General features: G+C 71.6%; 10 protein-coding genes and 1 pseudogene. 8 read left to right on the forward strand and 3 right to left on the reverse strand.

Annotation, left to right across the window (positions count from 1 at the left end; genetic code table 11):
• Positions 1-10 precede the first annotated feature (10 nt).
• Positions 11-3058, forward strand: coding sequence for an alpha-mannosidase (locus R2D22_RS01665; RefSeq protein WP_318100445.1), 3048 nt, complete (start codon positions 11-13; stop codon positions 3056-3058).
• A 425-nt stretch (positions 3059-3483) separates the two neighbouring features.
• Positions 3484-4200, forward strand: coding sequence for a flavodoxin family protein (locus R2D22_RS01670; RefSeq protein WP_318100447.1), 717 nt, complete (start codon positions 3484-3486; stop codon positions 4198-4200).
• 139 nt (positions 4201-4339) lie between these two features.
• Here R2D22_RS01670 and R2D22_RS01675 read toward each other — a convergent pair whose 3' ends face one another.
• Positions 4340-8230 carry a CHAT domain-containing protein gene (locus R2D22_RS01675; protein WP_318100450.1) on the reverse strand — a complete coding sequence of 1297 codons (3891 nt, stop codon included), beginning with the start codon at positions 8228-8230 and terminating at the stop codon, positions 4340-4342.
• 184 nt (positions 8231-8414) lie between these two features.
• Here R2D22_RS01675 and R2D22_RS01680 point away from each other — a divergent pair, with 184 nt between their 5' ends.
• The 3 genes and pseudogenes from R2D22_RS01680 to R2D22_RS01690 all read left to right on the forward strand — a co-directional run.
• Positions 8415-8831: a hypothetical protein gene (locus tag R2D22_RS01680; RefSeq protein ID WP_318100453.1), complete on the forward strand. Its 417-nt coding sequence runs from the start codon at positions 8415-8417 to the stop codon at positions 8829-8831.
• Positions 8828-9748 carry a hypothetical protein gene (locus R2D22_RS01685; RefSeq protein ID WP_318100454.1) on the forward strand — a complete coding sequence of 307 codons (921 nt, stop codon included), beginning with the start codon at positions 8828-8830 and terminating at the stop codon, positions 9746-9748. Before R2D22_RS01680 ends, R2D22_RS01685 begins: the two co-directional genes overlap by 4 nt.
• Before the next feature lie 64 nt (positions 9749-9812).
• Positions 9813-9989, forward strand: a pseudogene (locus R2D22_RS01690) (flavodoxin family protein); the annotation flags it as partial.
• Between the two features lie 15 nt (positions 9990-10004).
• Here the strand turns inward: R2D22_RS01690 and R2D22_RS01695 are convergent.
• Positions 10005-10460 carry an Lrp/AsnC family transcriptional regulator gene (locus R2D22_RS01695; RefSeq protein ID WP_318100456.1) on the reverse strand — a complete coding sequence of 152 codons (456 nt, stop codon included), beginning with the start codon at positions 10458-10460 and terminating at the stop codon, positions 10005-10007.
• Positions 10461-10599: 139 nt separating this feature from the next.
• Between R2D22_RS01695 and R2D22_RS01700 the strand changes: the two genes are divergently transcribed.
• Positions 10600-11685: an asparaginase gene (locus R2D22_RS01700; RefSeq protein WP_318100458.1), complete on the forward strand. Its 1086-nt coding sequence runs from the start codon at positions 10600-10602 to the stop codon at positions 11683-11685.
• Positions 11686-11747: 62 nt separating this feature from the next.
• A complete protein-coding gene (gene aspA, locus R2D22_RS01705) occupies positions 11748-13163 on the forward strand; it encodes an aspartate ammonia-lyase (RefSeq protein ID WP_318100461.1) in 1416 nt (471 codons plus the stop codon).
• On the opposite strand, the gene R2D22_RS01710 is transcribed toward aspA, so the two are convergent.
• Positions 13157-14407, reverse strand: a complete 1251-nt coding sequence (locus R2D22_RS01710) for an MFS transporter (RefSeq protein ID WP_318100464.1) — start codon at positions 14405-14407, stop codon at positions 13157-13159. The two genes, aspA and R2D22_RS01710, sit on opposite strands and share 7 nt — an antisense overlap.
• A 162-nt stretch (positions 14408-14569) precedes the next feature.
• On the opposite strand from R2D22_RS01710, the gene R2D22_RS01715 reads away from it, so the two are divergent.
• The gene (locus R2D22_RS01715; RefSeq protein WP_318100467.1) at positions 14570-14842 is read left to right on the forward strand and encodes a hypothetical protein; all 273 of its coding nucleotides are present in this window, start codon (positions 14570-14572) and stop codon (positions 14840-14842) included.
• Positions 14843-14848 lie beyond the last annotated feature (6 nt).

Below are 14848 nucleotides of genomic sequence, written 5' to 3' on the forward strand. Positions count from 1 at the left end.
AGCTTCCGCCATGCACAGTGACCGCAGTCTGATCGAGTCCCGTCTCAAGCGCGTCCTCGAGGAGCGCGTCCGTCCCGCCGTGTATCCCGAGTCGGTCCCGCTCGAGGTCGGGATCTGGACCGCCCCCGACGAACCCGTGCCGGTGGCCGAGGGCATCGCCGCCCCGCGTACGCCGATCTCCGTGGGCACCCGGTGGGGCGCGCCGTGGGGCACCAGTTGGCTCACGGTGTCCGGCACGGTGCCGGAGACCTGGGCGGGCCGGACCGTCGAGGCGCTGATCGACCTGGGTTTCGACAAGAACATGCCGGGCTTCCAGTGCGAGGGCCTGGTGTACCGGAGCGACGGCACCCCGGTGAAGGGTCTGCATCCGCGCAACCAGTGGGTGCGGGTCGCCGCTCCGGCGGCCGGCGGCGAGGAGGTGCTGCTCCACGTCGAGGCCGCGTCCAACCCGGTGGTGCTCGACTACCACCCGTTCGTGCCGACGGAGCTGGGTGAGAAGGAGACGGCGGGCAGCGAGCCGCAGTACCGGCTGGAGCGGATGGATCTGGCCGTCTTCGACGAGACGGTGTGGCAGCTCGTGCTCGACCTGGAGGTGGTGGGCGAGCTGATGGCCGAGCTGCCGGTGGAGGGCGCGCGCCGCTGGGACCTGCTGCGGGCGGTCGACCGGGCCCTGGACGCGATCGACCTCCAGGACGTGAACGGCACGGCCCCGGCGGCCCGTTCGGAGCTCGCCCGGGTGCTGGCGACGCCGGCCGAGCCGTCGGCGCACCGGATCAGCGCGGTCGGGCACGCGCACATCGACTCGGCCTGGCTGTGGCCGCTGCGCGAGACGGTCCGCAAGGTGGCGCGCACCACCGCCAACATGACCGCGCTGTTGGAGGACGAGCCGGACTTCGTCTACACGATGTCGCAGGCCCAGCAGTACGCGTGGATCAAGGAGCACCGCCCGGAGGTGTACGCACGGGTCAAGAAGGCGGTCGCGGAGGGCCGGTTCGTGCCGGCGGGCGGGATGTGGGTGGAGTCGGACACGAACATGCCGGGCTCGGAGGCGATGGCCCGTCAGTTCGTGCACGGCAAGCGGTTTTTCCTGGACGAGTTCGGGGTGGAGAACCACGAGGCCTGGCTGCCGGACACGTTCGGCTTCGCGGGCGGGCTGCCGCAGATCATCAAGGCGGCGGGGTCGCGCTGGCTGTTGACGCAGAAGATCTCGTGGAGCCAGGTGAACAGCTTCCCGCACCACACCTTCTGGTGGGAGGGCATCGACGGGACACGGATCTTCACGCACTTCCCGCCGATCGACACCTACAACTGCTCGATGCAGGGTCGGGAGATCGCGCACGCCGTCCGCAACTTCAAGGACAAGGGCAGGGCGCGGCACTCGATCGCGCCGACCGGCTGGGGCGACGGCGGGGGCGGCACCACCCGGGAGATGATCGGCAAGGCGGCGCGGCTGCGCGACCTGGAGGGCTCGGCGCGGGTGCGCTGGGAGCGGCCGGCCGAGTTCTTCGCCCGCGCGGAAGCCGAGTACCCGGACGCGCCGGTGTGGGTCGGGGAGCTGTACCTGGAGCTGCACCGGGCGACCCTGACCAGCCAGGCGCGCACCAAGCAGGGCAACCGGGCGAGCGAGAACCTGCTGCGGGAGGCCGAGCTGTGGGCCGCGACGGCGGCGGTGCGGGCGGGGTTCCCGTACCCGTACGAGCGGTTGGACCGGATCTGGAAGACGGTACTGCTGCACCAGTTCCACGACATCCTGCCGGGTTCGTCGATCGCCTGGGTGCACCGCGAGGCGGAGCGGACGTACGCGGCGGTGGCCGCAGAGTTGCGCGGGATCGTCGACGCGGCGCAGCGGGCCCTGGCCGGCGACGGGTCGGCGGGCGGGGAGGTGGTGTTCAACGCGGCGCCGCACGCCCGGGCCGGGGTGCCCGCCGGGGGCGCACGGCCGGCGGGCACGGGGCCGGCCGCCGCGGCCTGCGCCGTACGGCCCCGGGAGGGCGGCGGGTTCGTGCTGGAGAACGGGCTCCTGCGCGTCGAGGTGGACGGGCGCGGGCTCGCGGTCTCGGTGCGGGACCTCGTCTCCGGCCGGGAGACGGTCGCGCCGGGCGAGGCGGCGAACCTGCTGCAGATCCACCCCGACTTCCCGAACATGTGGGACGCCTGGGACGTCGACAGGTTCTACCGGAACACCGTCACCGACCTGACGGACGTCGACGAGGTGGTCGTGGCGGACGATTCCCCGGGGTCCGTGTCCGTCCGGGTGACGCGGTCGTTCGGCGCGTCGCGGGCGGTCCAGACGCTGACGCTGGCCGCCGGGGCATGCCGGCTCGACCTGGACACCGAGGTCGACTGGCAGGAGACGGAGAAGTTCCTGAAGGCCGCGTTCCCGCTGGACCTGCACACCGACCGCTACGCCGCCGAGACGCAGTTCGGCCACCTGTACCGGCCCACGCACACCAACACCAGTTGGGAGGCGGCCAAGTTCGAGGCGTGCAACCACCGCTTCGTGCACCTGGAGGAACCGGGCTGGGGCGTCGGCCTGGTGACCGCGTCCACGTACGGGCACGACGTCACGCGGACGGTGCGGCCCGCCGACCGGGGCACGACGACGACCGTCCGGGTCTCCCTGCTGCGCGCGCCGCGCTTCCCCGACCCGCACACCGACCAGGGCGTGCACCGCTTCCGGCACGCCCTGGTGCCCGGCGCGACGGTCGGCGACGCGGTCCGCGAGGGGTACCGCATCGGCCTGCCCGAGCGGCGGGTGCCCGGTGACGCCGAGGTCCTGCCGCTCGTCGATGTGGACGATCCGGCCGTCGTGGTCAGCGCGGTCAAGCTGGCGGACGACGGCAGCGGGGACGTGGTGGTCCGGCTGTACGAGGCGCACGGCGGCCGGGTCGCGGCCCGGCTGACGCCGGGGTTCACGCACGCCGGCGTGCAGGTCTGCGACCTGCTGGAGCGACCGCTCCCCGAGGAGGACGCCGGGACGGAGGACGGGGGCGACGTGGCCCTGCGGCTGCGCCCCTTCGAGCTGCGCACCCTGCGGTTCGTACGTCCCGTCGGGTGACGTGACGCCGAGGGCGGGCGCGCCGGATCGGGCGCGCCCGCCCCACGGGGCAGGGTCGGGGCGGTCTGTCCGCAGTCCTCCCGGCCCGAGCGGTCCCCCGATGCCGATGCCGATGCATGCCGATGCCGTCCGCTACGACGACGTGCCTCGGACGAGTGGCCGCAGCTGGACGAGCGGGTGATGGCGGCCGACATCCTGGTGCTGTGCGGGCCGACCTGATTCGGGGATACGTGTCATCGGTGCGGGGCCGTGCGGGTGATCGGGTGGCCGGCTCCGTGACCGTTGGCGCGGCGTTTGATCATTCCGCCCCACGAGGAGAGACAGTGGACGGGATTTTCGGCCGGACCAACCCGGGGCACCATCGACGTCGGCAGCCGGGTGTTGTGCCGCCCCGACCACCCACTCGTCCGCAGGGGGACGCATCGATGACCGACACCGGCACGTCCTACCGTGATCTCCGCGCCCTGGTGATCAACTGCACCCTCAAGCGGTCGCCGGAGCGGAGCCACACTCAAGGGCTGATCGACATCAGCACCGGGATCATGGAACGTCAGGGCGTCGCGGTCGAGGTGCTGCGGGCGGTGGATCTCGACATCGCGACCGGTGTCTGGCCGGACATGACGGAGCACGGGTGGGAGACCGACGAGTGGCCCGTCATCTACTCGAAGGTGATGGCAGCGGACATCCTCTTCTTGGCCGGACCTGTATGGCTGGGAGACAACTCTTCGGTCATGAAGAAGGTCATCGAGCGCCTGTACGCCTGCTCGTCGATCCTCAACGAACGTGGCCAGTACGCATATTACGGGCGGGTCGGGGGTTGCTTGATCACCGGTAACGAGGACGGCGCCAAGCACTGCGCGATGAACGTCATCTACAGCCTTCAGCACCTGGGCTACGTCATCCCGCCGCAGGCCGACGCGGGCTGGGTCGGCCCGGCCGGACCCGGCCCTTCCTACCTCGACGAGGGCTCGGGTGGGCCGGAGAACGACTTCACCAACCGCAACACCACGTTCATGACCTGGAACCTGCTCCACCTGGCCCGCATGCTCAAGGACGCCGGCGGCATCCCCGCGTACGGCAACCAGCGCTCCGAGTGGGACGCCGGGTGCCGCTTCGACTTCGAGAACCCCGAGCACCGTTGAACTCCGGCCGGAACATCGGAGACCGCTTGGACGCCTCCGCGGTCTCCGCCGCCCGGTCGGTGTTCTCGAACAGCTACAGGACCGGCCCCGCCCCTCGGACGACTAACGCTCGCGAGGCACGCCGGCACGGTGCCGAGGGTCATGTACCGGTGTGGGTGTGGGCAGCCCACAGGCTGGGGACATGGGGGTACCTGCTGCGGAGGCGTGTAGTGGCGAGGTGAAGGGCGAGGGCGCTTCGGTCGGCCTGGGGCGGGGCCGTGCCGTTGTCGGTGAGGTGGGCGTAGAAGTCGGTGCCGAGTTGGGCAGCGGTGCGGTCGTCGACGGACCACAGCGTGCCGATGACGTGCCGGTAGCCGGCTAGGTGGAAGGCGCCGGTGATGTGGAGGGATTCGTCGGCCAGGCGGGGGGCGGTGTTGCTGGTGTCGCAGGCGGAGAGGTAGGCCAGCTCGGCAGTCAGGTCCAGGGCGGTGATGTCGGCGATGGTCAGGGGCGCGGTGGCGTGGTCGGTGAGGACCAGGTGACTCCGGGCGGGGTCGGTCCAGTCCGCTTCGCCGTGGCAGGAGAAGTGGGCGATGCCATGGCTGGGCAGCGCGTCGAGAACGGTGTCGCGCGTGGGGGTGGCCAGGAGGCGGGCGTCCGGGATCAGGGACGTGATGGCGGCGGCCTCGACACGGACGCCGGGCAGCGGCGGGGTGCCCGGGGCTTTGGCGGCGGCGACGACCAGGGTGCTGGGGGTGGACGGCCCGGACTGGCGGGTTCTGGCGTGGGCGAGGGCCCGCACGGTCGTGGTGTAGGAGGAGACGACGCGGTCGAGGACGGTCCGCGGTCCGCCCTCCCGCTGGACGTCGTCGGTGTGGTGGCCGGCCGCGTGGAGGGGGAGATAGGCGAGGATGCCCACCGGGCACCACCACAGGCGGGGCCAGGGCTCACCGGGCTGATGGGCGGTCGTGTGGCCGAGGTCGGTCAGAACAGGCTCAGCAACGGTGTCCCACAGCCAGGTCAGAACGGCGAGGATTTCCCGCTGGGCTTCGACACGTGCCCTGGGGGCGATCTCGTGGTCGGTGGTGGCGTGCAGGGCAGCCAGGAGTCGTTCCCCCTGCTCGAAGGCGGCATCCTGGGTCAGCGTGGGCAAGGGCACGACCCGGACAGGAGCGTCGGCGGAATCAGTGAGGACGAGGGCGTCGCAGCGGCGGGGGCTGGCGGTGACGAAGACGACGGGCCCCTCGTGCGCATGGCGGGCGAGCTCGTTGATCGGGGGCGCGTGGAGGAAGTCCTCGAAGCCCGGGAGGCCGGAGATGCGCGCGATGAGGCTCTGCCACGCGTCGTGGGCCTCGCGCCTGTGCTCTGCCAGGCGCTGGTTCGCCTCCCGGAGCACTTCCGGGGCCTCCGCCGATGACGTGGGGCGGGGGTGGTTCAGGGCGTCGAGGCGGGCCCGCAGTTGGCGCAGCTCGTCCGCCAGGTGGGGGGCGTGCTCGCGCAGGCGGACGGCATCACGGCTGCGCAGACCGAGGGTGTCGGTGGCGAGGATTCCGCGGGCGCGCTCCAACAGCTCCACGGCCCGCTCCGGCCGGCCTGCGGCGAGCGCGGCGGCGGCGGCCTCCTCCGGTAGACCTGGCAGGCGGCCGAGCTGGTACTCGCGGTCCGCGCGGCCCAGACTGCCCGGGGCGAGGGACGCCGTCAGGGCAATGGCCTCCTCCACGGCTTCCAGCGCCGCCTGGGGGGCGTCGGGGCCGGAGGCCAGGAGCGCGAAGCGCCGATACGCCTTGATGCGGGTGACTGTGTCACTCGTCGTGCTGCCCGCGGCCTCGCCGAAGTAGCGGCATGCGTCCTCCCGCGCTTGCGTCCCACCCCCGACCTCGAACAGATTTGCCAGCTTGCCGCCGAGGCTGTTGAGGTACACGGCGCGGTGGGGGTGGTCGTGGGGGGTGGCGCTGACGGCCTCCCGGCTGACCCGCACGGCTTCTTCCAGTACCTCGATATCGGTGCTGCGTTCGAACAGGGTCTTCAGGATGTTTCCGAGGTTGTGCAGGTACCCGGCGCGGCTGGGGTGGTCGCGGGGAGTGGTGGCCACTGCTTCCCGGCTGGTCTTTACGGCTTCCTTCAGTATCTCGATGTCACCGACGCGCTCGAAGAGGGCTGCCAGCGTGCCTGTGAGGTTGTTGAGTTGCACAGCGCGGTTGGGGTGGTTGTGGGGTGTGGTGGCCACGGCTTTCCGGCCGACCTGTGCGGCTTCTTCCAGTACCTCGATGTCACCGGTGCGTTCGAACAGGGTCTGCAGGATGCTTCCGAGGTTGCCGATCTGCACGGCGTGGTGGGGGTGGTTGTGGGGGACGGTGGCCACGGCTTCCCGGCCGACCTGTACCGCCTCTTTCAGTACCTCGATCTCACCGATGTGCTCGAACAGGGCCAGTAGGTTGCCTGCGAGGTTGTTGAGGTGCGTGGCGCGGTTGGGGTGGTTGTGAGGTGTGGTGGCCACGGCTTCCCGGTTGACCTGTACTGCTTCCTCCAGTACCTCGATGTCCCCGATGCGTTCGAACAGGGTCTGCAGGGCGGTCCCGAGGTTGTTGAGGGGGGTCGCGCGGTTGGGGTGGTTGTGGGGGACGGTGGCCACGGCTTCCCGGTTGACCTGTACTGCTTCCTCCAGTACCTCGATCTCTCCGACGCGCTCGAACCGGCGCTGGAGAGCGACCCCCAACGAGGTCAGGTATCCGGCGCGGTTGGGGTGGTGGTGAGGAGTGGCGGCCACTGCTTCCCGGCCGGCTTGTACTGCTTCCTCCAGTGCTTCTGTCCGTCCCGTGTGTCCGGACAGCGCCTGCAGCGCGTTCACAAGGGAGTTGAGGTGCATGGCGCGGTGGGGGTGGCCTTGGGGGACGGCAGCCACTGCTTCCCGGCTGACCTTTACTGCTTCTCTCAGTACCTCGATGTCACCGACGCGCCCGAACAGCGCCTGGAGCGTGTTCCCGAGGTTGTGCAGGTACCCGGCGCGGTTGGGGTGGTCGCGGGGGGTGGTGGCCACAGCCTCCCGGCCAAGCTGCACTGCTTCTTCCAGTACCGCAAGGTCACCGATGCGCTCGAAGTGGATTCGCAGCGTGCTCCCGAGGTTGTTGAGGTTCATGGCTCGGCCGGGGTCGTCGCGGGGGGAGGTGGCCACAGCCTCCCGGCCAAGCTGCACTGCTTCTTCCAGTACCGCAAGGTCACCGATGCGCTCGAAGTGGATTCGCAGCGTGCTCCCGAGGTTGTCGAGGTACATGGCGCGGTGGGGGTGGCCTTGGGGGACGGCAGCCACTGCTTCCCGGCTGACCTTTACTGCTTCTCTCAGTACCTCGATGTCACCGACGCGCCCGAACAGGCGCTGGAGAGCGACCCCTAACGAGTTCAGAAACCCGGCGCGGTCGGGGTGGCCTTGGGGGGTGGCGGTCACGGCCCCCCGGCCGGCCTGCACGGCTTCTTCCAATACCTCGATCTCGCCGACGCGCTCGGACAGGAACTGCAAGGCGTTCCCGAGGTTGTGCAGACCGGCAGCATGGCTGGGGTGGTCCTCGGGAAGCATGGTGTGCACCGTGCGGAACGCAGCGATGGCCTGCTCAAGTACGTCCCGTTGCCCCGTGCGCTCGTATGCGGTGAGCAGATCGACGGCACGAGCCTGCGCGGTGGCCATGGCGCGCGGATCGAACTCCGGCGCGGGGGTCCCGACGGCAGATTCTTGCAGCGTGCGGTGCAGAGGCTCGGGAACGGACTGAGGGCTCACTCGATGGACGGGGGCAAAGAACCGGGTAGCAGCTGCCAGATCATCCCGGCCCTGGCCCTCGGAAAGGGCGAGGTGGCGTAGCCAGTGGTACCAGCCCAGGACCTGCGCGGCGGACAGGTCGTGCTCGGGGTCGGTGACACGCTCCAGGTCGCGGGCGGCACGGCGGACCTCACGTTCGAGGATGTGGGTGGAGTCGCCGGCGTTGAGGGCGAGGTGACTGTTGAGGGCGGCGAGTGCCGCATCGCGGTCCGGCATGGCAGGTATCCCCCGAAGGAACAGCATCACTATCACTGTCGGGCCCGATGTGCATGCCCAGGCAAGCCGCGACTGCACGCACAACATGGGCGTTGCGCTTTGAGTGGATGCTAACCACGACACAAGCCGCACAACCTATACTTTGGTCAACTCGGGGGAACAGGGCCCCGTTTGCTGGCGCAGGACCCTCGAATGCCAGCCAGGTGGAACCGTGCAGAGGGGCAGCATGGACGACGTGGTGGGCGAGCGCGTGGCGGCACTGTGCGGTGAGCTCAGCCGCTGGCCGGAGCTGGCGACGGTGATCGGCGACGCCGGGGCGCTGCCGCAGCTGAGCGAGTTGCTGGCGCTGCTCGCCAACCGGGCCGAGCCCGACGAGCGGCACGTGGCCACGCTGCTCGACGTGATCGAGGACGCCTGCGCGCGGCAGGGCCTGCCCGCGCTGACCCGTCGTGTCCCGTCCCTGCCGCCAGGCATGGGAGCGGACACAGGGGGGCCTGCCGGGTGGACCTGCCCGCTGAGCAGGTGCAGCCGGGTGGTCCTTCCCGACGAGACCCCGCACCCGCCGACCTGTGCGGCAGCCGTGGGTGAGGACGGACGGATGAAGCCCTACTCGCCCAGCATGCGGTGACGAGCGCCTTTCTGGCCGGGATCGGCACGAAACTCGCCGATCGGTGGCTCAACGCGCTGCTGCTGCCCGGCCTGTTGTGGACCGCGCTGCTGGTAACAGGCCTGCACCTGGGCCAGGACCACCCCTTCGCCGTCGACCGATTGGGCGACTGGCTCGACCAGCTCGCCGCCCGCCCAGCCGCCCACGCCCCCGGCACGGTCGCACTCGCCGCATCCGCGGTCCTGCTGGTCAGCACCGGTGTGGGACTCCTCGCCGGCACTCTCGGCGGCCTGGTCGAGCAGTTGTGGGCACTTCCCGGCGACCTCCCTCCTGCTTCCTGGATACGGGCCTGGCGCCAAAGACGTTGGGACACGGCAGGCGAGCAATTGAAGACCGCGATCCGGCACGCCGCCCGGGCCACAGACGCCGCCCGGACCCGCGCTGCCCAGGTGCGCGCCCGGCAGCGCCGACGGTCCCGTCTCGGCCCCGTCCGGCCGGGCCACACCACCCGCATCGGCGACCGGTTCGCGCTCGCTACGCTCCATGCCGCCCAGAACAACGGCCTCGACGACCTGCCCCTGGCCTGGCCACGCCTGTGGACTGTGCTGTCCGCCGAGCTCCGCACCGACCTCGCCGCCGCCCGCGACACCTACGCCGCCACCGCCCGCCTCGCCGCCTGGGGGCTCCTCTACTTCCCCCTCGCCGCCGCCTGGTGGCCTGCCGCCCTGATCGGCGCCGCCGTCCTGACCACTGCCGCCGTACGCGCCTTTGCCGCCGCGGATGTCCTGGCCGACCTGATCGAGACCGCCTGCGACCTGCATCTCAACGATCTGGCCGACCGCCTGGGCATCCCCACCACCACGCCTGCCCCGGACACCGGACACGCGATCAGCGGACGCCTGCGTACCACCGCCCCGAGCACCTCAGACACCGGGTGACGGGCGTACAGTAACCGAATCCTGATCACCGGCAAGGACGGCCTGAAGCACTGCGCCATGAACCGGTTCGGGCGGCCCGCAGAACGACTTCACCAACCGCAACACCGCCTTCATGAGCTGGAACCTGATGCGCATGGCGGCGCTGCTGAAGTGGTCCGGCGGGATCACGGCGCACGGCAACCAGCGCTCGGAGTGGGACGCGGGCTGCAGGTTCGACTTCCCGAACCCGGAGCACCGCTGAGGGAGCCGGAGGGTGTCAGTCGGGGACGGGCAGGCCCTTCGGCTCCTTGATCCGCTTCATGATGATCTGCGAGTTCACCTCGGTGACGCCGCCGAGCGTGGTGAGCCGCTCGATCCAGAGCCGCTCGTACGCGGCGAGGTCGGCGACCGCGATCCGCAGCAGGCAGCCGGGGCTGCCGAACAGCCGGTACGCCTCGATCACGTCGGGGATGTCCTGGAGCGCGGCCTCGAAGGCCTCGACGGCCTCCCGGTCGCGGCGCACCTCGATGGAGACGAGGACCTCGAAGCTGCGGCCGACGGCCTCCGGGGCGACGATCGCGCGGTAGCCCTGGATCACGCCGTCCTGCTCCAGCTGCCGGACCCGGCGCATGCACGGCGAGGGGCTCAGTCCGACGCGCTGGGCGAGCTCCTGGTTGGTCAGCCGGCCGTCCTCCTGGAGCTCACGCAAGATATGGAGATCGATTCGGTCCATGGCGCAATTATCCACCACTCATGTTGCGTGCGGAGCCGAGATCGGCAACCCGATTGCGTCGCTTTTTTCCTATCCTTGCGGAGACGCGGTCCCGCACCGGCCGCGCCGAGGAAACAGAACGACTCCGGGGACGAAGCACATGGAATGGATACGCGACGAGCGGCCGCGACGGATCACCCTCATCAGCACCGGGGGCACCATCGCCAGCCGCTGGCAGGGCGCCGGGTACGCCGCCGAGGCCGCGGGCAGTGACGTCCTGGGCGCGTCCGCGCTCCCGGAGGGCGTGACGGTCGACGTCGTCGACCTGTTCAACGTGAACAGCTCCCGGATGACCTCGGTCCGGCAGCTCGCCCTGCTGCACGCCGTGCACGAGGCGCTGGCCGACCCCGGTGTGGACGGGGTCGTGATCACCCACGGCACGGACACCCTCGAGGAGTCCGCCTTCTTCCTCGACCTGCACCACTCCGACCCGCGCCCGGTCGTCCTCACCGGCGCCCAGCGCCCCATCGGCACGGGCGACAGCGACGGCCCCGGCAACGTGTACGACGCCCTCCAGGTCGCCGCCTCGGTCCGCGACCTGGGCGTCCTGGTCGTCTTCGACGGCCTCGTGCACCCGGCGCGCGGCACCGTGAAGACCCAGACCCTGGCCTCCGACGCGTTCTCCGACCCGTCGGCGCAGCACCTCGGCAAGGTCGGCTTCGGCCGGGTCGACACCCACCGCAGCCCCGAGCGCCCGGCGCCGCTGCCGCTCCCGGCGGCCGACGCGAGTGCCGCCCTCCCCCGCGTGGACGTCATCACCCACCACAGCGACGCCGACCCGCTGCTGTTCCGCGCGGCCCTCGCCGCCGGGGCCCGGGGCATCGTCCTCGTCGCCACCGGCGCGGGCAACGCCACGCCCGAGTTCGTCGACGCGGTGGCCGAGGCCGTCGAGCAGGGCGTGCTGGTCGCGATCACCACCCGGGTCCCCGCCGGTGAGGTCGCCGAGATCTACACCGGAGGCGGCGCGGTCGACCTGGTCGCCGCGGGCGGTCTGCTCACCGGCACGCTGCGGGCCGCACAGACCCGGATCGCCGTCCTGTCGGCGCTGCTCGCCGACGTCTCGCCGAACCACCGCACGGAACTGCTGCGCGGCCTGCTGAACGGCCCGGCGTTCCAGGAGCCCGCGCTGGCCGCGGGTTCCCGCTTCTCCGGCGGCAGCCCCACGCCCGCCGGCGCTCACCACTGAGTCACGGCTCCCCGCCACCCCCCTTCACCGCGCTCCGCCCTCCCCTCCCGAAGGCTGCCCCGATGACCGCTGCCCCGTCCCTCCCCACCCGCCGCGAGCACGACCTCCTCGGCGACCGTGACGTCCCCGCCGACGCGTACTGGGGAGTCCACTCCCTGCGCGCCACGGAGAACTTCCCGATCACCGGCACCCCGATCTCGGTGTACCCGCGGCTGATCGACGCGCTCGCCGCGGTGAAGGAGGCCGCGGCCCGGGCGAACGAGGAACTCGGCCTGCTGCCCGCGCAGAAGGCCGACGCCATCGCGACCGCCTGCCAGGAGATCCGCACCGGCAAGCTGCACGACCAGTTCGTCGTCGACGTCATCCAGGGCGGCGCCGGCACCTCGACGAACATGAATGCCAACGAGGTCATCGCCAACCGCGCGCTCGAACTCCTCGGCCACGCCAAGGGCGAGTACCGGCACCTGCACCCCAACGAGGACGTCAACCTCAGCCAGTCCACCAACGACGTCTACCCGACGGCGGTCCGGGTCGCGACGATCCTCGCGATGCGGGACCTGCTGCGCGCCGCGGCCGTGCTCCAGGACGCCTTCGCGGCGAAGTCGATCGAGTTCCGCGACGTCCTGAAGATGGGCCGCACCCAGCTCCAGGACGCCGTGCCCATGACGCTCGGCCAGGAGTTCTCGACGTACGCGGTGATGCTGGAGGAGGACCGCGGCCGGCTCTCCGAGGCCGTGGAACTGATCCACGAGATCAACCTGGGCGCGACCGCCATCGGCACCGGGCTCAACGCCCCGGCCGGGTACGCCGAGACCGCGCGCCGCCACCTCGCGAAGATCACCGGGTTGCCCCTGGTGACCTCCGCCAACCTGGTCGAGGCCACCCAGGACTGCGGGGCCTTCGTCCAGCTGTCGGGCGTGCTCAAGCGCCTGGCCGTGAAGCTCTCCAAGACCTGCAACGACCTGCGGCTGCTCTCCTCCGGACCGCGGGCGGGGCTCGGCGAGATCAACCTCCCGGCGGTCCAGGCCGGTTCGAGCATCATGCCGGGCAAGGTGAACCCGGTGATCCCCGAGGTGGTGAACCAGGTCGCCTTCGAGGTGATCGGCAACGACATCACCGTCACCATGGCCGCCGAGGCGGGCCAGCTCCAGCTCAACGCCTTCGAGCCGGTGATCCTGCACGCCCTGTCGCGCAGCATCACCTCGCTGCGCCAGGCCTGCCTCACGCTCGCCGAGCGCTGTGTCGTGGGAATCACCGCCAACACCGAGCAGCTGCGCGCGGCGGTCGAGAGCTCCATCGGTCTGGCCACCGCGCTCAACCCGCACATCGGCTACACCGCGGCCACCGCCATCGCCCAGGAGGCGCTGCGGACCGGCCGCGGTGTAGCCGAACTGACCCTGGAACAGGGACTGTTGCCCGCCGAGCGCATCGCGGAGCTGCTCACCCCGGAGCGCCTGGCGGGCCCGGCGCGTCACTGACGCCGACGGCGCCCCCGGGACAGGACCGCGGCGGCCACCAGGTACGGCAGCGCGAGCAGCGCGAAGGCCGTGCCGTGGCCGGCCGCGGTGCCGGCCACCGCGTACAGGCCGAACACGCTGACGGTGGTCAGCTCGGTGCCCAGGCCGGCCAGTGAGGTGACGGTGGCCCGGCCGGGGCCGGTGATGCTGTCCTGCAGCCGGGCGTCCGCGAGCACGCTGCCGAGCTGGAAGCCGCCGAACGCGATCGCGACCAGGACGATGCCCACCGGGGTCCCCCAGGCCGCGCCGGCGGCCAGGGCGAGTCCGGCGACCGCGAGCAGCGCGCCGAGTCCGCGCGCGCCCAGCCGCCCGGCCGGTCCGGCCAGCAGGCCGCCGGCCGTGGCTCCGGCCCAGATCAGCAGGAGCAGCCGCGGCTCGGTCCCGGGCGCCACTCCGGTGTCCCGGACCAGCAGCGGCGTGTACTCGTCGAGGGCGCCCCAGATGCCGGTGACGGCCGGCACCAGCAGCACGGCGGCGCGGACGGACCGGTCGTGCCGGGCCTCGGCGACGCCGGCGCGCAGCGTCGCCGCCCAGCCGGCCTCCCCCGGCTCCCCGTCCTCGGCCGCGGCGGCCTTCCCGCGGTGTTCCGGGAAGGCGCTCGCGAGCGCGGCGGTGACCAGGCAGGTCAGCACACTGGCCGCGCCGACGACCGGGTAGCCGCCGGCCGTGAACACCGGTCCGGCCAGCGCCGTCGCCACCATCACGGCCACCAGTCCGGCGGCGCGGGCCCGGCCCATGATCCGGGGGTACCGGTCGGCCGCGCCGCGCCGGTCCAGCTCCTCGTACACGAGGGCCTCCAGCGCGCCGGAGCCGAAGGCGCCGCCAGCGCCCCAGAGCACGAAGCCGAGGGCGAAGGCCCAGTACGACGGGAACAGCACCCACAGGGCGAAGCCGGCCGCGGTGAGCAGCGGACCGATCTGGAGCAGCCGCTTGCGCGACACCGTGTCCGCCCAGACGCCGGACGGGACCTCGAGGAGGATGTTGGTCACGGACCAGAGGGCGAAGAGCGAGGAGATCTGCCACAGCCCCAGACCCGTGTCGCTGAACAGCAGCGCGTACACGGGGTAGAACAGGACGAATTCCTCGAAGAACGAGTAGCCGTACAGCGTGGCCGCGATGCGGCGGACCCCGCCGGCGGGCACACCGCTCCCGGTGCCCGGCGCGGGCACCTGCGCGGCGGATGAATGCGCGGGTGAAACAGTCATGTTGCCTTCCCATGGAGGACAGCTCGGACGCCGGATACGCGGCGTCCGGGGCGGTCCCCGGGAAGGCGGAGTGCTGGATCAATGTCGCCAGATCATGTGACCCATGCTATGCCGGAGTCACGTCCCCGGGCAGAGGAATTCCGACGAAGGCGAGGGCCGGGCATGGACCCGTCGGTGATGACGGCGGCGGTCGCCGCCGCGGCGCTGGTCGTCCGCGTCGCCGTCCTGGAGTGGCGCACGCCGGGCCGCGGGGTGCGCGAGTGGGCCTTCGCCCGGGACGGCAGGGCGGTGGCCCTGGGCGGCGCGGCGGCGCTGTGCCTGGGCGCCGCCGGCTGGCCGGTGGCGGGCGCGCCCGCCCTGGCGTGGGCGGCGCTCGCCGGGGTCCTGGTGGCCTACGTGACGCACCGCCGCCCGCCCGAGGACCCCGAGGACTGAGAGGTC

This window comes from Streptomyces sp. HUAS YS2 (assembly GCF_033343995.1).
GTDB lineage: Bacteria > Actinomycetota > Actinomycetes > Streptomycetales > Streptomycetaceae > Streptomyces > Streptomyces solicathayae.

Coding starts and splice junctions, on each gene's coding strand:
- R2D22_RS01710 (WP_318100464.1), bottom strand. CDS start 14,407: ATGACTGTTTCACCCGCGCATTCATCCGCCGCGCAGGTGCCCGCGCCG.
- R2D22_RS01665 (WP_318100445.1), top strand. CDS start 11: ATGCACAGTGACCGCAGTCTGATCGAGTCCCGTCTCAAGCGCGTCCTC.
- R2D22_RS01670 (WP_318100447.1), top strand. CDS start 3,484: ATGACCGACACCGGCACGTCCTACCGTGATCTCCGCGCCCTGGTGATC.
- aspA (WP_318100461.1), top strand. CDS start 11,748: ATGACCGCTGCCCCGTCCCTCCCCACCCGCCGCGAGCACGACCTCCTC.
- R2D22_RS01715 (WP_318100467.1), top strand. CDS start 14,570: ATGGACCCGTCGGTGATGACGGCGGCGGTCGCCGCCGCGGCGCTGGTC.
- R2D22_RS01695 (WP_318100456.1), bottom strand. CDS start 10,460: ATGGACCGAATCGATCTCCATATCTTGCGTGAGCTCCAGGAGGACGGC.
- R2D22_RS01700 (WP_318100458.1), top strand. CDS start 10,600: ATGGAATGGATACGCGACGAGCGGCCGCGACGGATCACCCTCATCAGC.
- R2D22_RS01675 (WP_318100450.1), bottom strand. CDS start 8,230: ATGCTGTTCCTTCGGGGGATACCTGCCATGCCGGACCGCGATGCGGCA.